Source organism: Streptomyces sp. NPDC047880 (genome assembly GCF_040706515.1).
GTDB lineage: Bacteria > Actinomycetota > Actinomycetes > Streptomycetales > Streptomycetaceae > Streptomyces.
The window spans coordinates 1-22,030 of the sequence record NZ_JBEZOK010000020.1 but is presented as its reverse complement, the minus strand read 5'-3'; the positions used below and the strand labels follow the sequence as shown (position 1 = coordinate 22,030).

Here is a 22,030-nt window from a genome sequence, read left to right as displayed (position 1 = left end):
CCCGCGGCAGGCTCAGTCCCCGTGCCCCACCAGGTTGGCGATCTCCTGCGTGGCGAACCACAGCAGCTCGTGGTCCTCCGCCCCGTCCACGACGAACTGCGCGTCGTCGTCCCCGCCGTCCGCCGCCGGCAGCGCCTCGGCGGCGGCCGTCACGTCGGCCTCCGCGTCCGCGGCGTCGACATGCACCGACGCCGCCTTGCCCAGGGGCACCGGACCCGCGACCCGCACCTCGCCCGGCCCGGCCGGATCGAGCGCCCGGCCGGGATCCGCGCTCGCTGCCCGGTCGGCGACGTCGAGGGCGATCACCACCCGGCGCCGCGGCGCACCGGGCTCGGCCGCCAGCAGGCGCAGCGAGGCGAGCGCGGCCCGGCCGAGCGCGGCGTACTCCAGTTCCTCGATGTCGTCGGAGACGTACCACTCGCGCAGCCCGGGCGTCACGGCGTAGGCGACGAACGGCCCGGTGCCCAGCTCACCCGTCTTGTACGCCTCGGCGAGACCGGGGAGGGTCAGGGGCACGTAGACACGCATGGCTGGCCGCTTTCGTGGTCGTGGACGGTGGGCTCGGCACGGCCCCGGAGGGTGTTCGGGAACGGCTCCGGAGGGTCTTCAGGATACGTGCGGGGCGTCCCCTTTCGAGTCCCGCCCCGTGCTCCCGGACCCGTCCACCCCCGTCCCGCGATTCACCCGGCACACCCGCGCAGCCACGGGCCCGCGCGCCCTTGGCATCACCCGGATAGGTGAACTTCCCCGCGCCCGCGACCCGACCCGTCCTTTCTTGCCGCCGCCCCCGCCGACCCCATACAAGATCACCGACCGAAGTTACTCCCCGGTATCCACCGGACCCACGAAACGGGGACCCCATGCACAAGGTCATGACCAGGACCCGCCCGAACACGACCTCCCGCACACCCGGCAGCACAGCACCCCGCCGGCCTCTGAGCGGTGAGCCCGGCGCTCCGGGCAGCACGGCGGGCGCGCCCCCCGCTCTTCCCGGCAGGGCCGGTTCCCGACCGCCCGTGACCGCGGCGCCTGGCGCCCCCGCCGGCACGACTCCTCGCACAGCCGCCGACGCACAACCCGAGGTCCCCGACAGCGCCATCCCACGCACCGCCGCCGGCAGCTCCTCCCGCACCGCCGTCCGGAGCACTGACACGGCGCCCCGTCGCGTCGCCGCCGCGCCCCCGCGTTCTCCCGGTAGCGGCCGTACACGGCCTCCGGCTGCGGGCGGGCGGCCGCCCGCCTCCGGCCGCGCCAGGGCGTCCCGTACCCGCCCGGCGGACACCCGTCCGCCGTCCCTCCCGGCGGCCCGCACAGCGCCGCGTCAGGCCACGCGGGCACCCGGCTCCCCGGCCCGCCCGGACGCCTCCACCGCAGCCACCCCCCGCGTCCCGGCCCAGGGCTCCCGCCCCTCGGTGATCCCCCAGCCCCTGCCCACCGACGTCTTCGCCGATCTCCTCGTGGCCGTCCTGAGCGGCCACCGCCCCGTCCACTCGATGCTCCGCCACACCCGCGGCCGCGCCTACGACGAGCTGGCCTGGCTGGCCGAACGCGGCCCCTTGCGCACCCGCGGGGCCCGCCCCGTCGTCCGCGACATCGGCTGGTGCGAACCCCGGCCGGGCGCCATCGAGGCCTTCGCCCGCATCGGCGCCGGCGACCGGCTGCGCGCCATGGCCTTCCGCCTGGAACTCGGCCAGGACCTCCGCTGGCGCTGCACGGCGGTGGAACTCGGCGGCCCCCGCCCGCCCCGCCAGGAGGCCGACTGAGGCCGGTCGAGACCGGGCCCGTCCGGAGCCCTGCTGAGGCCTGTCTGGGCCCCGCACATGACGAAGGGCCGGACACCCACAGGTGTCCGGCCCTCATACCGCTACGCGGCAACCGTCACTTCTTGCGGCGACCCCGGCCCCGCGCCTGCTTGCGCCGCTCCGCCCGCGTCAAGCCGTCGGCCTCGGAACGGACCGGCTCGCCGTCCTCGGTGAAGTCGCCCTCGACGGTGCCGCCCTCACCGTCGACCGTCGGCGCGGAGAAGTGGAGGTTGCGCCGCTGCGGGACGTCGAGCCCCTTGGCGCGGATCTCCGGACGGGAACCCGCCTGCGCCGGCACCGCGTCGTGCTTCTCCAGGTCCGCCACCGGCTTGGTGTCCTCGACCGGGACCTCCTCGACCTGCTGCTCGACCTGGACCTCCAGGTTGAACAGGTAGCCGACGGACTCCTCCTTGATGCCCTCCATCATCGCGGTGAACATGTCGAAGCCCTCACGCTGGTACTCGACCAGCGGGTCCTTCTGCGCCATGGCGCGCAGGCCGATGCCCTCCTGGAGGTAGTCCATCTCGTAGAGGTGCTCGCGCCACTTGCGGTCCAGGACCGACAGCACGACCCGGCGCTCCAGCTCACGCATGATCTCGGAGCCGAGCTGCGCCTCACGCGCCTGGTACTGCTCGTGGATGTCGTCCTTGATGGAGTCGCCGATGAACTCGGCGGTCAGACCGGCCCGGTCGCCGGCCGCCTCCTCCAGCTCCTCGATCGTGACGCTGCACGGGTAGAGCTGCTTGAAGGCGCCCCACAGCCGGTCGAGGTCCCAGTCCTCCGGGAAGCCCTCGGCGGTCTCGGCCTGGACGTACGCGTCGATGGTGTCGTCCATGAAGTGCTGCACCTGCTCGTGCAGGTCCTCGCCCTCCAGGACGCGACGGCGCTCGCCGTAGATGACCTCACGCTGGCGGTTGAGGACCTCGTCGTACTTGAGGACGTTCTTGCGCGTCTCGAAGTTCTGCTGCTCGACCTGCGACTGCGCGGAGGCGATCGCGCGGGTGACCATCTTGTTCTCGATCGGCACGTCGTCCGGGACGTTCGCCATGGACATCACGCGCTCGACCATCTGGGCCTTGAACAGCCGCATCAGGTCGTCTCCGAGGGAGAGGTAGAACCGGGACTCGCCCGGGTCGCCCTGACGGCCGGAACGACCACGCAGCTGGTTGTCGATGCGCCGCGACTCGTGCCGCTCGGTGCCCAGCACGTACAGCCCGCCGAGCTTCTCGACCTCGTCCTTCTCGTTCTGGACGGCCTTCTCGGCCCGCTTGAGCGCCTCGGGCAGGGCGTGGGCCCACTCCTCGATGTGCTCCTCGGGGTCCAGGCCACGCTGGCGCAGCTCCGCCTCGGCGAGGTCCTCGGGGTTGCCACCGAGCTTGATGTCCGTACCACGGCCGGCCATGTTGGTGGCCACCGTGACGGCGCCCTTGCGGCCGGCCTGGGCGACGATCGTCGCCTCCCGGTCGTGCTGCTTGGCGTTGAGCACCTCGTGCTGGATGCCGCGCTTGCTGAGCTGCTGCGAGAGGTACTCGGACTTCTCGACGGAGGTGGTGCCGACGAGGATCGGCTGCCCCTTGCGGTGCTTCTCCTCGATGTCGTCGACGACCGCCTCGAACTTGGCGACCTCGGTCCGGTAGATGAGGTCGGACTGGTCCTTGCGGACCATCGGCCGGTTGGTCGGGATCGGCACCACGCCGAGCTTGTAGATCTGGTGGAACTCGGCGGCCTCGGTCATGGCCGTACCGGTCATGCCGCACAGACCGGGCTGTTCCTTGCCGTTGTGGTCGTGGCGCTTGTAGAGGCGGAAGAAGTTCTGCAGCGTGATCGTGGCGAGCGTCTGATTCTCGTCCTTGATCGGCACCGCTTCCTTCGCCTCGATGGCCTGGTGCATGCCTTCGTTGTAACGGCGGCCCGCGAGGATACGTCCGGTGTGCTCGTCGACGATCATGACCTCGTCGTCGATGATGACGTAGTCCTTGTCCTTCTTGAAGAGCTCCTTGGCCTTGATGGCGTTGTTCAGGTAGCCCACCAGCGGCGTGTTCACCGACTCGTAGAGGTTGTCGATGCCCAGCCAGTCCTCGACCTTGGCGACACCGGACTCGTGGATGGCGACCGTGCGCTTCTTCTCGTCGACGTCGTAGTCGCCGGTCTCCTCGATGCCCTTGAGCGGCTGGCCGGCCTCGCCGCGCTTGAGGCGCTTCACCAGCTTGGCGAAGTCCCCGTACCACTTGGTGGCCTGGTCGGCCGGCCCGGAGATGATCAGCGGCGTACGGGCCTCGTCGATGAGGATGGAGTCGACCTCGTCGACGATGGCGAAGTTGTGGCCGCGCTGGACGAGCTCGTCCTGGGACCACGCCATGTTGTCGCGCAGGTAGTCGAAGCCGAACTCGTTGTTCGTGCCGTAGGTGATGTCGCAGGCGTACTGCTCGCGGCGCTGAGCCGGCGTCATGTTGGCGAGGATGCAGCCGACCTCGAGCCCCAGGAAGCGGTGGACGCGGCCCATCATCTCGGAGTCGCGCTCGGCCAGGTAGTCGTTGACCGTGATGATGTGGACGCCCTTGCCGGACAGCGCGTTCAGGTACGCCGGCAGCGTGCCGACGAGGGTCTTGCCCTCACCGGTCTTCATCTCGGCCACGTAGCCCATGTGCAGGGCCGCGCCACCCATCATCTGCACGTCGTAGTGACGCTGGCCGAGGACGCGCTTGGCGGCCTCGCGGACGGTGGCGAAGGCCTCGGGCAGCAGGTCGTCCAGGGTCTCGCCGTCGGCGTAGCGCTGCTTGTACTCATCGGTGAGGGCGCGCAGCTCGGCGTCGGAGAGGTCGACGAAGTCCTCTTCGATGGAGTTGACCTGGTCCGCGATGCGGTGCAGCTTGCGCAGGATCTTGCCTTCGCCTGCACGCATGATCTTCGAGAGGACGGACACGGGGGTTGGTCTCCTTGCCGGTCGGGCCTGGGACGGTCGGTTACCACTTGACTTACTGAGCAACGGCCATCGTATGCGAGGACCCCACCGCGCCGGGAGGGCCTGCCGCGACGGCGACCGTCCGCTGCTTCAAATCTGATTCACGTCTGCTTCAAAGGGGACAACGTGCGGCGCCCCCGGATAGTGCCGCACCTCCGGATCGAATTACACAAAGCGTGATCACCTCATCACTGAACGCAAACAGATGGCTCCGTGGCCCGCCGCCGAGCAGAATCGGCCGATGGACCCCGTCACCCTCACCACGGACCGCCTCGTGCTGCGCACGGTGGGCGCGCAGGACACCGACGCGGTGTACGACGCCTGCCAGGACCCCGACATCCAGCGCTGGACCACGATCCCCTCCCCCTACCTGCGCGAGCACGCCAGGAGCTTCACGGAACAACTCGTTCCCGACGGCTGGGCGGACGGCTCCATGTTCACCTTCGGCGTCTTCCCGCACTCCGGAGAGCTGGCAGGCATGCTCAGCATCACGATGCGCGCCCTGGGCATGGGCGAGATCGGCTTCTGGGCCGCGAAGCAGCACCGCGCCAACGGCTACGTCACCGAGGCCGCCCTCTCGGCCTGCCGGTGGGCCTTCACGCACGCCGCGATCGACCGCGTCGAATGGCGGGCGACCGTGGGCAACCGGGCGTCCCGCGCAGTGGCGGAGCGGGCGGGCTTCACGATCGAGGGCACGCTGCGCTCCGCGACCAACAACAAGGGAGTCCGCCAGGACACCTGGGTGGGTTCCCTGCTCCCCTCGGACCTGGGCCTGCCGTCGACGGCGCCGTACCTGCCGGCACGCTGACCGGCTCGGCCGCCCGGCAGACCCGCAGGTCACACCGCGTTGTCAGTCCCGCGCCCTACTCTGCGACCATGACCACCCCGCGCCCCACCGCAGAACTCTCCGCAGACGAGGCCCGCAGGATCGCGCTCCGCGCCCAGGGCTTCCTCGGCGCTCCCGACCGGCGCTCCGGCGTCCGCGGCATCCTCCGCCACCTGGGCGCGATACAGCTCGACACCATCTCGGTCCTGGCCCGCTCCCACGAACTCGTCCCGTACGCCCGCCTGGGCGCGGTGGGCCGCAGGACGGTGGAGGAGGCCTACTGGCGGGACACGCACTCCTTCGAGTACTGGTCCCACGCCGCGTGCATCCTGCCCATCGAGGAGTGGCCCCACTTCGCCTTCCGCCGCCGCGCCTACCGCAACCGCCCGCACTGGAACCACGAACTGCCCGACAGCGCCTACGACCAGGTCATCAAGCAGCTCCGCTCCGAGGGCCCCCTCACCGCCACGGAGTTGGGCGGCGCGAAGAAGACGAACGACTGGTGGGACTGGTCGGGCTCCAAGGTCGCCGTCGAACGCGCCCTGATGTACGGCGAGGTGGTCTGCGTGGAGCGCCGCGGCTGGAAGCGCGTCTACGACCTCGCCGAGCGCGCCGTCCCGCGGGAGCTGCTGCACGACGAGCTGGACGACACCGAGTGCCTGCGCCGCCTCGTGGGCCTGGCGGGCCGCTCCCTCGGGGTCGGTACGCGTGCGGACATCGCCGACTACCACCGCCTCAAGGGTGAGCAGGTCGACGCGGTGATCGCCGATTCGGGCCTGGTCCCGGTCCAGGTGGAGGGCTGGGGCAAGCCGGCCTGGGCCGACCCCGCGGCCCTTCGGACACCCCCGCGCGGCCGCCACCGCACCACGCTCCTGTCGCCCTTCGACTCACTGATCTGGGAGCGGTCGCGCACGGAGCGGATCTTCGGCTTCACGCACCGCCTGGAGGCCTACGTCCCCAAACAGAAGCGCGTGTACGGGTACTTCGCGATGCCGGTGCTGGCCGGCGGGCGTCTCGTCGGCCGTGTGGACCCGGCCCGTGAGGGCCGCACGCTGGTGGCCAGGCAGGTCACGCTCGACGGCCCGAAGGCGGTCCCGGCCATCGCCCAGGCCCTGGCCGAGGCGGCGACCTGGGTGGACTGCACGGACGTCCGCGTCGAACGGGTCGACTCGCCGGACCTGCGCGAGCCCCTCGCCCGGGAAATCGCCCGCCTGCTCGGCTGAGACCCCGCCTAGCGGATCTCGAGGATCTTCTCCCGCATCGCGTACACCACCGCTTCCATCCTGGAGTGCAGTTGCAGTTTCTCCAGGATGTTGCGGACGTGGTTCTTCACGGTGTTCTCGGAGATGAACAACTCCTTGGCGATGTCACGGTTGTTCATTCCCGTGGCGACGAGCTTGAGTACTTCCAGTTCACGGTCGGTCAGACGCGGCGCGGGCACCAGCCGCCGTTCGTCCGTGCGCTGGATCATCGACTTGAACTCCGTGAGGAGCTTCGACGCCATGGACGGACTGATCTGGGACTGTCCGTCGGCCACCGCGCGGATGGCGGTTGCGACCTCGTCCGTGGAGATCTCCTTGAGGAGATAGCCGGTCGCGCCCGCCTTGATGGCGTCGTAGAGATCGGCTTCCTCGTCGCTGATCGTCAGCATGATGATCTTGGCGCTGGGTGCCACCTCCTTGATGGAGGTGCACGCCTCGATCCCGCCCCGCTTGGGCATCCGCACGTCCATCAGGACGATGTCGGGCAGCAGGTCGGCGGCCTTCTCGACGGCCTCGGCGCCGTCGCCCGCCTCCCCGACCACCTGGATGTCCTCCTCGGCGGCGAGCACGATCTCCAGGCCGCGGCGGAACAAGGCGTGGTCGTCCACCACGAGGACTCTGATCGGTTCCTTGCGTGGAGTCCCCGAGTCCGGGCCCATGCCGACGACGCCGTCGTCGGCATCCTCGTCACGCATCGGTCCGAAGCTGTCCGCCATCGTTCCTCCCCCTGAAGGCTGCGGCCTGAGGTCCTGAGCCATCGCCAACCCAGAGCAACGACCCACCGGTTGGGCCGTGGCCACCATGATTTCATGCCCGGACGGCACCGGGGTGCCGGAGCGGGGCGCGAAGTGGTCGCACGGAGGTGCCCCTGGGGGCGCACACGCGCGCTCCAGGGGCACCTGTTCCGCTGTCACCCGGCATGGTCAGCCGCCGAGCGCACCGCCCGCGTCGGGGGAGTGCGACTGTGTGACCATCGTGTCCGTGCTGAGGTGGATCACGCCGTAGTCGTAGGCGTGCCGTCGGTAGACGACACTCGGTTCCTTGGTCTCGGAGTCGACGAACAGATAGAAGTCGTGCCCGACCAGCTCCATCTCGTAGAGAGCCTGGTCGAGGGTCATGGGGGCTGCGACGTGGGTCTTCTCGCGGACGACGATGGGACCGTCACCCTGCACTTCCAGCGAGCCGATCTTCTTCGTGGGTACCGCCTCCGGCTCCTCCTGGGAGGAGGGCACCAGCCCATTGCCGTTGAGCGTCGCCACGCCCGGAACGTGGTCGGCGACCTCTGCGGCCGGGATCCGGCGCGCACCACGGCGCGAGTACCGCTTGTCGTGCTGCCTGCGCAGCCGGGCTTCCAGCTTTTCCGCCGCCAGGTCGAGCGCCGCGTACGGATCGCTCGCTGCTGCCTCCGCCCGGATCACCGGGCCGCGGGAGCGGAGCGTGATCTCCACTCGGTCACAGCGGTCGGCCTGCCGGGGGTTGGGCTCCTTGGACACCTCGACGTCGAGGCTGATCACCTTGCCATCGAGCTTCTGGATCTTCTCCAGCTTCAGCTTCTCGGCCACGTGCTTCCGGAACCGCTCGGGCACCTCGGTCTTGCGGCCCTTGACGACGATGTCCACGCAGAACTCCGTTCCCGGATCGCTCCGCCTCGATGCGGAGCGCCTCCCTTTTGCACCAGGCTCCGGAGAGTCCCGGAACCTCGGACTCGCGGTGACTTCCACCTCCTCCCCCGAGAGCGAGATCTCCACTCCACCGTCGCGAGTGATGAAAAAACCCGCTGCACGGCATTCGGATTGAAGAGGTGTGGCCTGCGGCTTTCCCTCTCAACCGAACATATCTCGCCCGGCCGGATGTCGTCACCCTCTACTGCGGCGTACCTCCGTTCAGGTGAAAAGGCCCTCTCGTTACCTGCAACGACACAAGATCTCAATCAGTTCCGGTTTATTTCGAAAGAGTCCGGTGAGGCCGCGACCACCGCCGCACACACCACGTCGACGACTCCGTCGATGTCGACCACACCCGCATTCACCTGCCGGGCGGGCCGTCGGTCCGTCCTCTCCCGCCTTGATCCGACGTTCTGTTCCTCTCTGCTTTCCCATGTCTCTCCCCCGTACACGGCCGAAGTCCATGCATCGTTCCGAATCGGCCCCGTCTCCCCCGCGGACAGCCGCGGCCCGTTCGAGGTCGCCCGCACGGCTCGCGCGGCCTCCGCCAGGGACGCCCCCGTGGTCATCACGTCGTCGACGAGGACGACCGGCCCACCGCGGAGCAGCCGGGCCCCTCCGGGCGCCACCGCCAGCGCGCCCGCGAGATTGGCCAGTCGCTGCCGGGAGTTGAGCCCCGTTTGATCGGCCACGGCCCGTCGCTGCCGCAGCACGCCGGCCACCCGGGCCGCGAGCCCCCGCCGCCGCAGCTCGCGCGCCGCCGCCAGCGCGATCCGCCGCGCCGGATCATGCCCCCTGGCCCGCACCGCCCGCCGCCCGGACGGCACCGGCACGAGCAGCACGGGGACCCTGCCGCCCCGGGCCCACACCGCCCCGGACCCCGCCGAAGCCGAGGCGTCCCGGAGGCCCGCGTGCACGGCTCCCGCCAGTGCCGCCCCGAGCGGTCCCGCGAGCGCCAGGGCACCGCGCTCCTTGTGGGCCAGCAGCGTCGCCCGCACCTCGTCCGCGTACCGCGCAGCCGCGTGCACCCGAGGGAGCCCGGGCGGCTCCGGCACCGGCCGCACCCGATGCACCGCTCCCCCGCCCAGCACCGCACGGCACCGCGCGCACAGCACCGTACGAGGCGCCCCGCAGCCTCCGCACTCGCCCGGCAGCACCAGGTCGCTGAGGTCCTGCCACCACCCCCGCATGTCCACCACTGTGCCGCCCCGGCCCGGGTCCGGCCACCCCTGTGGACAACCGCCTGTGGACAACCAACCGCCCCGCCACCAGCGCATCCCCCACACGAGCGGCGCCCTCAGGAATCACAAGCGACCCGGCGGGGAACGGGGCCCTCAGCGGCACCATGGTCCGGCCACGAACGGCGCCCTCAGCAGCACTTTGGTCCGGCCACGAACGGCGCCCTCAGCAGCACGAGCGGCCCCGGCCACGAACGGGCGCCCTCAGCCAGCTCGGACGGCCCCCTCCGAAGGCCTCACCAAACCCGGCCACGCCAACGGCCACCCCTGACGAGGCCCGACCTCGCAGGAGCGGCCGCCCGCACCCAGCACACCCCGGCCGCACCTGCCGCCGGGGCGACGGCGCCTCACCCCGGATAGACCGGCGCAGTCCCCTCCGTCACCTTCTGCCACTGCTCGCCCGACGGCAGGCGGACGATGCCGTCCACCGAGTACGCCACCAGCGGCAGCTGGTCGTCCTCGGCGGCGGTGACCTCCTTGACCCCCGTCAGTGCCGCGGGGGCCGGCACGTCCGGCGTGGAGCCGTCGACCTGGACGTACCGCATCTGCTCCACCCCGCCGTGCTCGCGCCCGACCACCACGAGCCGGCTGTCCCCGGCCCACGACATGGTGGTGACCTCCTCCAACTCCGGCGTCGCGGAGCGCAGTTCGACGACCCTGACGGTCGGCTCCTCACCCGGCTTCTCGTCCCGCTCGATCAGCCCGACGAGCAGGGTCTTCTTGCCGCCCTTCTCCACGACCAGCGCGATCCGCACCCCGTCGGCGGCCACCCTTACGGACTGGATCCGTCCGTCCAGGTGCGGCATGCGCACCTGGACCGGGTCGCCCTTGCCCTCCTGGAAGAGGAGCAGCCGCGGGTCGTCGGGATCGCGGTCGGCCACCCACAGGCCGTCGTCCGCGTCCCAGCTGGGCGTCGTCAGCCGGTCCTTCTCGGCCCGGCCCTGGCTGCGCAGCACCGGGTCGCCCAGCGAACCGCCCGAGACCAGTGAGCCCACGTACAGCGACTTGCCGTCGAGGCTGACGCCCGCCGCGGTGTGCTCGTCGCGCGAGACCGCCGCCGACCGCAGCGCCGTTTCGCCGTCGCCGAGCGCCCCGGGCGCCGGGTCCGGCTTGGTTCCGCTGCTGCCCGCGGGGATCCGGACGAGCCGGTGCTCGCCGTCCACGAAGTACAGGTAGTCGGGGTGGCGCGCCGAGCTCCTGGTCGCCGCCGTGTCGGCCCCCGCCTGCGTGAGCGAACACAGCTCCGCCCCGCCGGCCCGCAGCTCGACCTCGTCCACGGCCGGGCTGAGGTTCCGCAGCGTGAACAGGATCTGGGCGGCCATCTCCCGGCACCGGTTCATGCCGATGCCGGCGGCCTTGTCGTTGAGCGGAACCGTCAGCCGGTTCCGGTCGTCCGGCGTCAACGCGCCGGCGTCCTTCGCCAGCGCCGCACCGGTGGGGAAGCTCGACCTGACCACCGGTCCGAGCCACCGCGTGGGCCCCTTGAGCAGGGAGCTCACCATCTGCGTCATGGGCTCCACGCGCCGGCGCACGTACACGGGGTCCGCGACCGCGGTGGGCTGGGCCTTCGACCCGGCCGCGGCGGTGTTCGAAGCGAAGTAGTACTTGCTGACGGACATGTAGTTGCGCTGGAAGTCCGACTCGCCCATGACGACGCCCTGCGGCAACGCGTCGATCCGCCACTGCCGCTTGGCGTCCTGGGTCAGGTGCACGCTCCTGCCGTACGCCCCGGTCGCCGGCGCGTACGCCTGCTGGGCGTCGACGGTGGCGACCTTGGTGCCGGTCAGCATGTACGAGATCTCGCCGGTGTCCTCGCCTCCGCCGCCCGCCTCGGGCTTGGCGCCCGGCCCGTCGGTCAGCACCGTGGCGGACACCTCGGGCCGCCACGTCTTCGCTGCCTCGCCGGTGAGGTACTGACGCGCGGTCTTGTAGTGCGGATCGTCGCTGGTGAGCGCCTCGAGAAAGCCCTGCACGATCTCCGAGGGCGGCGCGTCCTCCCCCGGCGGCACGGCGAACACCCGCACCTGGGTCTCCTGGCGCGGTGTGGACTCCACGCCGCGCAGATCCCCGCTGTCCGGCATCGAGGCACACCCCGCCAGCACCAGGACGCCAACGGCGCCGTACGCCATCACGCGCGCGGGCCTGCGCCGGCCGCGCCCCTCGCGGTCAGCGCCCACGAGATGCCTCCCCTTGCCTGTCCACGTTCCCCGGCCCGTTCCCACGGCTGCCAGGGCCCGCGGAATCGTCGTCCCCGTCCCGCGGCCCGTTCACCACCGGATCCCGCCCGGTCCGGCCACCGGCACCCTCGTCGCGCCGGGCCCCCTCACGGCCGTCGGCCGCCTCGCCGGGGCCCGGCTCCTTCGCCCCGGCCGATTCGTCGGCCCGCCGCGTGCCCGAGGCGGGCCTGGGCACCACCCGCGAACCGTTGCCGGGCAGCGCCGTCGGGTCCGCCGTCGGAGCGACACGCGGCGGTATCGGGTCCCGCTTCGCCCCCTGCGGCACCGGCCCGCTCGCCGGCTGCGCCGGTACGGTCGCCCGCTTCTCGTCGTCCCCGCCGCACGGCAGACCGGCGTCGTCGAGACCCCGGTTGCGTCGTGAGTCCTTGGGCTCCAGCGGTATCGGGGACCCGCGCAGCGGCTCGTCGGCGGTCCTGGGCAGCGTCAGCCGGAACTGGGAGCCGCCGCCCGGCTCGCCCCACGCCTGCAGCCAGCCGCCGTGCAGCCGCGCGTCCTCCAGGGCGATGGACAGCCCCAGGCCCGTACCCCCGGTGGTACGCGCGCGTGCCGGGTCCGCCCGCCAGAAGCGGCTGAACACGCGGGTCGCCTCGCCCGGCTTGAGCCCGACGCCGTAGTCCCGCACCGCCACGGCGACCGCACCGCCCGCGGCGGCCAGCTTGACGACGACGTCCTTGCCCTCGCCGTGCTCGACGGCGTTGACGACGAGGTTGCGCAGCACCCGCTCCACGCGCCGGGCATCGGCCTCGGCGACGACGGGCTGCTGGTCGCCGAGCACCCGGATCCGGGTGCCCTTGCGCTCCGCGAGCGGCTCGGCCCCGCTGACCACCCGCCGTACGACGTTCCTGAGGTCGATCGGCTCCGCCTCCAGCGCCGCGGCGCCCGCGTCGAACCGGCTGATCTCCAACAGGTCCGCGAGCAGCGACTCGAACCGGTCCAGCTGGTCGGCGAGCAGCTCCGCCGACCGCGCGGTCACCGGGTCGAAGTCCTCCCGCGCCTCGTGGATGACGTCCGCGGCCATCCGTACGGTCGTCAGCGGCGTACGCAACTCGTGCGACACGTCGGAGACGAACCGGCGCTGCATCCGCGACAGGTCCTCCAGCTGGCTGATCTTCAACTGGAGGTTCTGTGCCATCTTGTTGAAGGCCTCACCGAGCCGTGCGATGTCGTCCTCGCCGGTGACCTTCATACGTTCCTGGAGCCGCCCGGCCGACAGCCGCTCGGCGATTCCCGCCGCCATCCGCACCGGCGTGACGACCTGCCGCACGACGAGCCACGCGATGGCCCCGAGCAGCACGACGACGAACAGCCCGGCCGTCGCCAGCGTGCCCTTGACCAGGCTCAGCGACTTCTCCTCCTGGGTGAGCGGGAAGAGGTAGTACAGCTGGTACGGGTTGCCGTTGGGGTCGTTGACCTGCTTGCCGATGACGAGGCCCGGCTGGGAGTCCTGGGTGGCGTTGTTGTAGACGATGCGCGTGTAGCTCTGCGCGGCCGTCGTGCTGCTGCCGATCCGCTCACGCAGGTCGGCGGGCACGCTCTTGCTCCAGTTCACCTCACCCGAGGCGCGCGGCCCGCGCCCGCCGGTGCCGTCCGTGTCCGAGGCCGGGAGCGTGACCACGTCGAAAGCGCCCTGGCCGCCGCTGGACAGGGACGAGACAAGGTCGCTCATCCACTGGATGACGTTCTGCGCGGGCCGGCCGTCCGCCGTGGCGACATCGTCGCCCGTGCCGCTCGCCGCCTCGTCGGCACGCTGCTTGGCCACCGCGAAACCGCCCGTGGCCTGGCTCTGCGAGGCCTTCACCTTGGCGTCCAGCAGGCCGTTGCGCACCTGCCCGATGACGACGAAGCCCAGCAGCAGCACCACGCCCAGCGACATCAGCAGTGTCGTTGCGACGACCTTGAGCTGAATGTTGCGCCGCCACAGCCGCATGACGGGCAGCAGCGGCCGGCGCACCCACCGCATGAACAGGCGGATGACCGGGCTGCCCTGCACTCCGCCCTGGAGCAGCAGCCCGCTCTCCAGGAACCGCCCCCAGCGGGAGCCGGACCTCTTCCGCCCGACAGGCCGCTCCGGGCGGCCCCCGGACCGGCCGGGCGCCGAAGCGGCACTGTCGCCGGACATGTCAGCTCGGCCCTGCCTTGTATCCGACACCGCGGACGGTCACCACGATCTCCGGCTTCTCCGGGTCCTTCTCGACCTTGGAGCGCAGCCGCTGCACATGGACGTTGACCAGCCGCGTGTCCGCCGCGTGCCGGTAGCCCCAGACCTGCTCCAGCAGCACCTCACGCGTGAACACCTGCCACGGCTTGCGCGCGAGCGCGACCAGCAGGTCGAACTCCAGCGGCGTCAGCGCGATCGACTGCCCGTCCCGCTTCACGGAGTGCCCCGCCACGTCGATGACCAGGTCACCGATGGCGAGCTGCTCCGGAGCGGGCTCCTCCGACCTCCGGAGCCGCGCCCGGATCCGGGCCACCAGCTCCTTCGGCTTGAACGGCTTCACGATGTAGTCGTCGGCACCCGACTCCAGGCCCACGACCACGTCGACGGTGTCGCTCTTGGCCGTCAGCATCACGATCGGCACACCGGACTCCGCCCTGATCAGACGGCACACCTCGATGCCGTCCCGGCCGGGCAGCATCAGATCGAGCAGCACCAGATCGGGCTTGGCCTCACGGAACGCGGCCAGCGCCTTGTCACCGTCAGCCACGAACGACGGCTCGAAACCCTCACCACGCAGCACAATGCCGAGCATCTCGGCCAGTGCGGTGTCGTCGTCGACGACAAGGACTCGTCCCTTCATAAACGACATCATCCCATTCTCATAACAGCGGCGAAGGCAGTGGTGAGGTAGGTCACCGGCCAGTGACCATAGTCGCAGCAAGCGCTACTGTCTGCCCTCGCCCGCCAGCAGATGATCCACCCCGGGGCGACGCGCGCCCGATTTCGGGCCCGGAACCGGGTGAGGAGGGTGCCGGAGCCGCCTACGACCCGGCCACCCTCCGTGACCCCCGCACCGCCCGGCTCAGCCCGCCGCCACTCCGCGGGACCGCGCACACACCTGCGCGAGCGCCTCGGCCGTGACGGGCGACACGACGCCCTCCTCCGTGACGATCGCCGTCACCAGCTCGGGCGGAGTCACGTCGAACGCCGGGTTGTACGCCTGCGTCCCCAGCGGCGCCACCGGAATCCCCCCGCCCGCCTCCGCACCGAGCACCGGCACCTGCGGCGCCGTCACCTCGGTCACCTCGTGCCCGGGCCGCTGCTCGACCTCGACGGACGCCCCGTCCGGCGTGTCCAGGTCCACCGTCGTCACCGGCGCCACCACGATGAACGGCACATGGTGGTACCGCGCCAGCACCGCCAGCGGATAACTCCCCACCTTGTTGGCCACCGAGCCGTCCGCCGTGATGCGGTCCGCCCCGATCAGCACCGCGTCCACCTCCCCCGCGGCGAACAGCGACCCCGCCGCGTTGTCGGTGAGCAGCGTGTACGCCATCCCGCTGCGGGCCGCCTCGTACGCCGTCAGGCGAGCGCCCTGCAGCAACGGGCGCGTCTCGTCCACCCACAGCCGCCGCAGCCGCCCCGTCCGGTGCGCCGCGAGCGCCACCGCGAAGGCCGTCCCCTCCCCGCCCGACACCAGCGAACCGGTGTTGCAGTGGGTGAGGATCCGGTGCCCGCCGCCGGGCAGCAGCTCGTCGATCAGCGCCAGCCCGTGCTCGGCCATCCGGCCACTGGCCTCGGCGTCCTCCCGGTGCAGCTGCCGCGCCGCCGCCAGCGCCGCCGCGGCCGCCTGCCGCATGTCACCGCCCTTGGCGAGCGCCGCCTCGTGCGCCGACTGCGCCCGGCGCACCCCCACGGCCAGGTTCACCGCGGTCGGCCGCGCACCCGCCAGAGCGGCCGCCGCCTCGTCCACGTCGAAACCCCGCACGGCGGCGAGCGCGACGCCGTACGCCCCCGCGATACCGAGCAGCGGCGCCCCGCGCACCGCCAGCGAGCCGATCGCCTCCACGAGCGTGGACGCATCCGTACAGACCAGTTCGACCTCCTCGGCCGGCAGCCTCGTCTGGTCCAGCAGGACCAGAACGGGACCTTCCGGTGGCTCTTCCCAGCGGATCGCCGGGATCTCGGTCGGCCGCTTGTCATCGCCGCTGTGCGCGTACTGATCAGCCATGCCGTCAGTCTGCCCTTAATCGAGCGGACAATTGAAGGTACGCAGCCCATACCGCGGCCGGTCACTCCAAGACCACCCCATGGCACGATGGCTGCCAACCTGCCGCCGCGACCGCGGACGGGCACCGTGAAGGAGCGACGATGAACGACACTCCGGGCTGGGCCTCGCCCGGATCCGCCCCGTCCGACGGACAGAAGCCGGACCAGTCCGGCCCTGCCGAGCCCACCGACCGCCCCGCCCCCGCACAGCCCGCGGCCCAGCCGGCCCAGGCCCCGCAGAGCCAGGGCCCGCAGTGGTCCAAGGAACAGCCGCCCCCGGCCCAGTGGTCCGCCCCCGGCCAGGCACCCCCGCCCCCGCCCCCCGGCCCGGGCTGGGGCCACCGGCCCCCCGGCGGATACGGCCCCGCGGGCCCCGGAGGCTACGGCGCCCCGGCAGGCCACGGCTGGGGAAGCGGCTGGGGCGGCCCCCCGCCCGCCGCCAAACCCGGCGTCATCCCGCTCCGCCCGCTCGGCGTGGGCGAGATCCTCGACGGCGCGGTCTCCACCATGCGCACCTACTGGCGCACGGTCCTGGGCATCTCGCTGACCGTCGCCGTCCTCACCGAGGTCATCGTCGTCCTGTTCCAGGGCCTCGTCCTGGACGACACCAGCACCGACGCCCTCAACGACCCCAGCGCCAGCCTCAGCGAGCTGAGCCGCGCCATGGGCGACGCCCTGCTCAACTCCACCGTCGTCTTCGTGATCTCCCTGGTCGGCACCGTCATCGCGACCGCGCTGCTCACCACCGTCACCAGCCGCGCCGTGCTCGGCAAGTCCGTGACCATCGGCGAGGCCTGGCGGGACGCCCGGCCCCACGTCCTCAAACTGTTCGGCCTGATCTGCCTGTTGCTGCTCATCACCGCCGGCATCGTCACCGTCGGCACCCTGCCCGGCATCCTCGTCGGCATCGCCGTGAACGGCGGGGCGGGCGTCGGCCTCACCGTCCTGGGCGTCATCGGCGCCGGCATCGTCGCCCTGTGGCTGATGATCCGCTTCTCCCTCGCCTCGCCCGCCCTCATGCTGGAGAAGCAGGGCATCAAGAAGGCCCTCGGCCGCTCCGCGAAGCTCGTCCAGGGCACCTGGTGGCGGATCTTCGGCATCCAGCTGCTCGCCACGCTCATCGCGAACGTCGTCGCCTCGATCATCGTCATCCCCTTCACCCTCCTCGCCGCGGCCCTCAGCGGCGACGGCCTCACCGGCTGGCTCAACACCGGTGTCGGCAGCCTGGGCTGGACGTTCCTCATCGTCAGCGGCATCGGGTCGGTGATCGGCTCCATGATCACGTTCCCGATCACGGCGGGCGTCACCGTGCTCCTCTACATCGACCAGCGCATCCGCCGCGAGGCCCTCGACCTCGAACTGGCCCGCGCCGCCGGCGTCCAGGGCTACGGCTCCACCGCCCCCGGCGCCACCCCGGGGAGCTGATGCGGTGAGCCGGGCGGGGGAACTTCTCACCACGGCGCTGCCACGCGCCGGCATACGGACGCTGCTGAGCGCCCACGACAGCACACTGCTGTCGTCGGCCCGCTCCGCGGACGAGCCGCCCCTCACCACACCGCGCGGCCCCGCGCGCGAGGCGGCTCGGCGCGAGCTGTCCAAGCGGATGTACCACGAGAACGACCCCAGCCTCTTCCAGCGCGCCCTCGACGCCTTCTGGGAGTGGCTCGGCAAACTCCTCAACGCCGCCTCGGACGCCACCCCCGGCGGCGCACTCGGCCTGATCGTCATCGTCGTGGCCGTCGTCGCCGTCCTGGCCGCCCTGTGGTGGCGCCTGGGCACCCCACGCCGCCAACCCACCTCGTCGGCAGCCCTGTTCGACGACCGCCCCCGCAGCGCCGCCGACCACCGCGCCGCCGCCGAGGCACACGCCGCCCAGGGCCACTGGAGCCAAGCCGTCCAGGAACGCATGCGGGCCGTCGTCCGCGCCCTCGAGGAACGCGCCCTCCTCGACATCCGCCCCGGCCGCACCGCCGACGAGGCCGCAGCCGAAGCCGGCCGCGCCCTGCCCGCCCACACGGACCGACTGCGCACCGCCGCCCGCGACTTCGACGACGTCACATACGGCGGCCGTTCCGCGACCGAAGAGTCGTACCACCGCATCGCCGAACTCGACCGCGACCTGGAAAGCACCAAACCCCAACTCGCGACGAGCAGCGCCGCCACGGCCCCCCACACCCGCCAGGGAGCCGCCGAATGACCACCGAGGCCACCCTCACGTCCACCTCGGCCTCGCCCACCGCCCGCCAGGTGTGGACCCGCGCGCGCGGCATCGCCCTCGCCCTCGTGGTGCTCCTCGCGGGAGCGGTCGCCATCGCCGTCATCCGGTCCGACGCCCGCCACGGCGAACTCGACCCCCGCTCCGCCGACCCCGGCGGCAGCCGCGCCATCGCCGAACTCCTCGCCGACCGAGGCGTGGACACCCGCGTGGTCACCACCCTCGACGAAGCGGCAACCGCGGCCGGCCCTGACACGACCCTCCTGGTCGCCGTCCCCGACCTTTTGACGCCCGGTCAACAGACCCGTCTGCACGCCGCGTTCGCCGAGTCCCACGGCCGCACCGTCCTGGTCGCCTCCGGCAGCGCCTCCATCGAACGGCTCGCCCCCGGCGTCACCGCCGACCCCGCCACCAGCCTCGACTCGACACTCGCCCCGGACTGCGCCCTGCCCGCCGCCCGGCGCGCCGGCACCGCCGACACGGGCGGCGTCCGCTACAGCACCACCCACCTCGGGGCCGACACGTGCTACCCCAGCGAACGCCTGGCCACCCTGCTGCGCATCCCCGACAAGAGGGGGAACGGCGACACCATCGCCCTCGGCGCGCCCGACATCCTCCAGAACGACCGCCTCGACGAGCAGGGCAACGCCTCCCTCGCCCTCCAACTCCTCGGCTCCCGCCCCCATCTGGTCTGGTACCTCCCCTCACTCTCGGACACGTCGGCCACCGGCCCCGACGACGAACGCAGCTTCTTCGACCTGCTCCCCTCGGGCTGGCTCTGGGGCACCCTGCAGCTCTTCATCGCCGCAGCCCTGGCCGCCCTCTGGCGGGCACGCCGACTCGGCCCCCTCGTGCCCGAAAGACTCCCCGTCGCGATCCGCGCCTCCGAAACCGCCGAAGGCCGCGCCCGCCTCTACCGCAAGACCGACGCGCGCGACCGCGCGGCCACCGCTCTCCGCTCCACGACCCGCACCCGCCTCGCCCCCCTCACAGGCGTCCCCGTCGCCCAGGCGCACACGCCCGAGGCCCTGCTCCCCGCCCTGTCCGCCCACCTCCACGGCGACGGCCAGGACCTGCATGCTCTCCTCTTCGGACCACCGCCCAGCGACGACGCAGCACTCATCGCACTCGCCGACCGACTCGACGCCCTCGAAAGAGAGGTACGCCGTCCATGATGGACCCGACCACTGACAACGCCGGGCAGACCGGGGACCCGGGCACCGCCCGAGACGCCCTGGAGGCCCTGCGCGCCGAGATCGCCAAGGCCGTGGTCGGCCAGGACCCCGCCGTCACCGGTCTTGTCGTCGCCCTGCTCTGCCGCGGCCACGTCCTCCTCGAAGGCGTCCCCGGCGTCGCCAAGACCCTCCTGGTCCGCGCCCTCGCCTCCGCCCTCGAACTCGACACCAAGCGCGTCCAGTTCACCCCCGACCTCATGCCGAGCGACGTGACCGGCTCCCTGGTCTACGACACCCGCAGCGCCGAGTTCTCCTTCCAGCCCGGCCCCGTCTTCACCAACCTCCTCCTCGCCGACGAGATCAACCGCACGCCCCCCAAGACCCAGTCGTCCCTCCTCGAAGCCATGGAGGAACGCCAGGTCACCGTGGACGGCACCCCCCGCCCCCTCCCCGACCCGTTCCTGGTCGCAGCGACCCAGAACCCGGTCGAGTACGAGGGCACCTACCCCCTCCCTGAAGCCCAGCTGGACCGCTTCCTCCTCAAACTCACCATCCCCCTCCCCTCCCGCCAGGACGAGATCGACGTCCTCACCCGCCACGCGGAGGGCTTCAACCCACGCGACCTCCACGCCGCCGGCGTACGCCCCGTGGCCGGTCCCGCCGACCTGGAGGCAGCCCGCGCGGCGGTCGCCAAGACGACCGTCTCCCCCGAGATCACCGCCTACGTCGTCGACATCTGCCGCGCCACCCGCGAGTCGCCGTCCCTCACCCTCGGCGTCTCTCCACGAGGCGCCACGGCCCTCCTCGCCACCGCCCGCGCCTGGGCCTGGCTGACCGGCCGCGACTACGTCATCCCCGACGACGTGAAGGCCCTGGCCCTCCCTACCCTCCGCCACCGCGTACAACTGCGCCCGGAGGCCGAGATGGAAGGCGTGACAGCCGACTCCGTCATCAACGCGATCCTCGCCCACGTCCCCGTCCCCCGCTGATGGCACTCACCGGACGCGCCGCCCTCCTCGCGGCACTGGGCTCCCTCCCCGTCGGAATCTGGGAGCCCAGCTGGACGGGCATCCTGGCGGTCAACGCACCCCTTGCCGTGGCCTGCGCATGCGACTTCGCGCTGGCCGCCCCCGTACGCCGGCTGGGACTGACCCGCTCCGGCGACACCTCCGTGCGCCTCGGCGACACGGTGGACGTGACCCTCACCGTCACCAACCCGTCCCGCCGTCCCCTCCGCACCCGGCTGCGCGACGCCTGGCCTCCCAGCAGCTGGCAGCCCGGCACGGAGACAGCGGGCTCCCGCCACCGTCTCACGGTCCCCCCGGGCGAACGCCGCCGCGTGACCACCCGTCTGCGTCCCACCCGCCGGGGCGACCGCCAGGCCGACCGCGTCACCATCCGCTCGTACGGCCCCCTCGGCCTCTTCTCCCGCCAGGGAACCCACAAGGCCCCTTGGACCGTGCGCGTCCTGCCTCCGTTCACCAGCCGCAAGCACCTGCCCTCGAAACTGGCCCGCCTGCGCGAACTGGACGGCCGCACCAGCGTCCTCACCCGCGGCGAGGGCACGGAGTTCGACAGCCTGCGCGAGTACGTCCCCGGCGACGACACCCGCTCCATCGACTGGCGCGCCACCGCCCGCCAGACCACGGTCGCGGTTCGCACCTGGCGCCCCGAGCGAGACCGCCACATCCTTCTGGTCCTCGACACCGGCCGCACCTCGGCCGGCCGCGTGGGCGACGAGCCCCGCCTCGACGCCTCCATGGACGCGGCCCTCCTCCTCGCGGCCCTCGCCTCCCGTGCCGGCGACCGCGTGGATCTCCTCGCCTACGACCGGCAGGTCCGGGCTCTGGTCCAGGGCCGCGCTGCGGGCGACGTCCTTCCCGCTCTGGTCAACGCGATGGCAACGCTCGAGCCGGAGCTCGTCGAGACGAATGCCCGGGGTCTGACGGCCACCGCCCTGCGTACGTCTCCCCGCCGCTCGCTGATCGTCCTGCTCACGACTCTGGACGCGGCACCCATCGAAGAGGGTCTGCTTCCGGTCCTCTCTCAGCTCACGCAACGCCACACGGTCCTGTTGGCTTCGGTGGCGGACCCGCACATCGGTGAAATGGCCAAAGCCCGCGGAAACGTCGATGCGGTCTATGAGGCCGCCGCAGCCGCCCAGGCCCAGTCGGAACGTCACCGCATCGCAGAGCAACTCCGCCGCCACGGCGTCACGGTCGTCGACGCCACACCGGTCGATCTGGCGCCGGCCTTGGCGGACGCTTACTTGGCTTTGAAAGCAGCCGGACGCCTGTAGCAATCTAGGAGCCCTCTGAGAGGGGGGCTCTACAAGGTGGCCCTAAAAGCAGAAAACCCCGCATCCGAAGATGCGGGGTTTTCCCAAAAATTGTTCGGCGGCGTCCTACTCTCCCACAGGGTCCCCCCTGCAGTACCATCGGC

The 22,030-nt window shown here is 71.8% G+C and carries 17 protein-coding genes; 8 read left to right on the top strand and 9 right to left on the bottom strand.

The annotated features are described in order from the left end of the window. Positions 1–12: 12 nt before the first annotated feature. Positions 13–528, bottom strand: a complete 516-nt coding sequence (locus tag AB0937_RS26520; protein ID WP_366714754.1) for a hypothetical protein — start codon at positions 526–528, stop codon at positions 13–15. A 569-nt stretch (positions 529–1,097) separates the two neighbouring features. Here AB0937_RS26520 and AB0937_RS26515 point away from each other — a divergent pair. Beyond that, on the top strand, positions 1,098–1,763 hold the full coding sequence (locus AB0937_RS26515; protein WP_366714945.1) for an Rv3235 family protein: 666 nt from the start codon (positions 1,098–1,100) through the stop codon (positions 1,761–1,763). A gap of 115 nt (positions 1,764–1,878) precedes the next feature. Here AB0937_RS26515 and secA read toward each other — a convergent pair whose 3' ends face one another. Further along, the gene (gene secA, locus AB0937_RS26510; protein ID WP_366714752.1) at positions 1,879–4,725 is read right to left on the bottom strand and encodes a preprotein translocase subunit SecA; all 2,847 of its coding nucleotides are present in this window, start codon (positions 4,723–4,725) and stop codon (positions 1,879–1,881) included. Between the two features lie 280 nt (positions 4,726–5,005). Between secA and AB0937_RS26505 the strand changes: the two genes are divergently transcribed. Together AB0937_RS26505 and AB0937_RS26500 are read left to right on the top strand one after the other, a co-directional pair. Then, positions 5,006–5,572 (top strand): GNAT family N-acetyltransferase, encoded by a 567-nt coding sequence (locus AB0937_RS26505; RefSeq protein ID WP_366714750.1) that lies wholly within the window; start codon positions 5,006–5,008, stop codon positions 5,570–5,572. A gap of 68 nt (positions 5,573–5,640) precedes the next feature. Beyond that, on the top strand, positions 5,641–6,813 hold the full coding sequence (locus tag AB0937_RS26500) for a crosslink repair DNA glycosylase YcaQ family protein (RefSeq protein ID WP_366714748.1): 1,173 nt from the start codon (positions 5,641–5,643) through the stop codon (positions 6,811–6,813). Between the two features lie 8 nt (positions 6,814–6,821). On the opposite strand, the gene AB0937_RS26495 is transcribed toward AB0937_RS26500, so the two are convergent. From AB0937_RS26495 to mtnA, 7 genes are all read right to left on the bottom strand, one after another. Further along, entirely contained in the window at positions 6,822–7,568 is a 747-nt protein-coding gene (locus AB0937_RS26495; protein WP_053669789.1) for a response regulator transcription factor, read from the bottom strand. Positions 7,569–7,775: 207 nt separating this feature from the next. After that, positions 7,776–8,471 (bottom strand): ribosome-associated translation inhibitor RaiA, encoded by a 696-nt coding sequence (gene raiA, locus AB0937_RS26490; protein WP_366714745.1) that lies wholly within the window; start codon positions 8,469–8,471, stop codon positions 7,776–7,778. A gap of 311 nt (positions 8,472–8,782) precedes the next feature. Next, positions 8,783–9,706, bottom strand: a complete 924-nt coding sequence (locus AB0937_RS26485; RefSeq protein WP_366714743.1) for a ComF family protein — start codon at positions 9,704–9,706, stop codon at positions 8,783–8,785. Between the two features lie 395 nt (positions 9,707–10,101). After that, on the bottom strand, positions 10,102–11,931 hold the full coding sequence (locus AB0937_RS26480; RefSeq protein WP_366714741.1) for an LpqB family beta-propeller domain-containing protein: 1,830 nt from the start codon (positions 11,929–11,931) through the stop codon (positions 10,102–10,104). Beyond that, on the bottom strand, positions 11,921–14,110 hold the full coding sequence (mtrB, locus tag AB0937_RS26475; protein WP_366714738.1) for an MtrAB system histidine kinase MtrB: 2,190 nt from the start codon (positions 14,108–14,110) through the stop codon (positions 11,921–11,923). The genes AB0937_RS26480 and mtrB overlap by 11 nt, the downstream gene beginning before the upstream one ends. A 1-nt stretch (position 14,111) precedes the next feature. After that, positions 14,112–14,801, bottom strand: a complete 690-nt coding sequence (mtrA, locus tag AB0937_RS26470; protein WP_009188938.1) for a two-component system response regulator MtrA — start codon at positions 14,799–14,801, stop codon at positions 14,112–14,114. A 210-nt stretch (positions 14,802–15,011) separates the two neighbouring features. Continuing rightward, the gene (mtnA, locus tag AB0937_RS26465) at positions 15,012–16,160 is read right to left on the bottom strand and encodes an S-methyl-5-thioribose-1-phosphate isomerase (RefSeq protein ID WP_366714735.1); all 1,149 of its coding nucleotides are present in this window, start codon (positions 16,158–16,160) and stop codon (positions 15,012–15,014) included. Between the two features lie 140 nt (positions 16,161–16,300). Here mtnA and AB0937_RS26460 point away from each other — a divergent pair, with 140 nt between their 5' ends. Genes AB0937_RS26460 through AB0937_RS26440 form a run of 5 tightly spaced genes read left to right on the top strand, consistent with a single transcriptional unit; the run spans position 16,301 to position 21,887 of the window. Further along, on the top strand, positions 16,301–17,623 hold the full coding sequence (locus tag AB0937_RS26460; RefSeq protein ID WP_366714733.1) for a glycerophosphoryl diester phosphodiesterase membrane domain-containing protein: 1,323 nt from the start codon (positions 16,301–16,303) through the stop codon (positions 17,621–17,623). Between the two features lie 4 nt (positions 17,624–17,627). Continuing rightward, entirely contained in the window at positions 17,628–18,395 is a 768-nt protein-coding gene (locus AB0937_RS26455; RefSeq protein ID WP_366714731.1) for a DUF4129 domain-containing protein, read from the top strand. Beyond that, positions 18,392–19,588, top strand: a complete 1,197-nt coding sequence (locus tag AB0937_RS26450; protein ID WP_366714729.1) for a DUF4350 domain-containing protein — start codon at positions 18,392–18,394, stop codon at positions 19,586–19,588. The genes AB0937_RS26455 and AB0937_RS26450 overlap by 4 nt, the downstream gene beginning before the upstream one ends. Continuing rightward, a complete protein-coding gene (locus tag AB0937_RS26445; protein WP_234850865.1) occupies positions 19,588–20,577 on the top strand; it encodes a MoxR family ATPase in 990 nt (329 codons plus the stop codon). The genes AB0937_RS26450 and AB0937_RS26445 overlap by 1 nt, the downstream gene beginning before the upstream one ends. Next, positions 20,577–21,887, top strand: coding sequence for a DUF58 domain-containing protein (locus AB0937_RS26440; RefSeq protein WP_366714727.1), 1,311 nt, complete (start codon positions 20,577–20,579; stop codon positions 21,885–21,887). Before AB0937_RS26445 ends, AB0937_RS26440 begins: the two co-directional genes overlap by 1 nt. Positions 21,888–22,030: the final 143 nt, after the last annotated feature.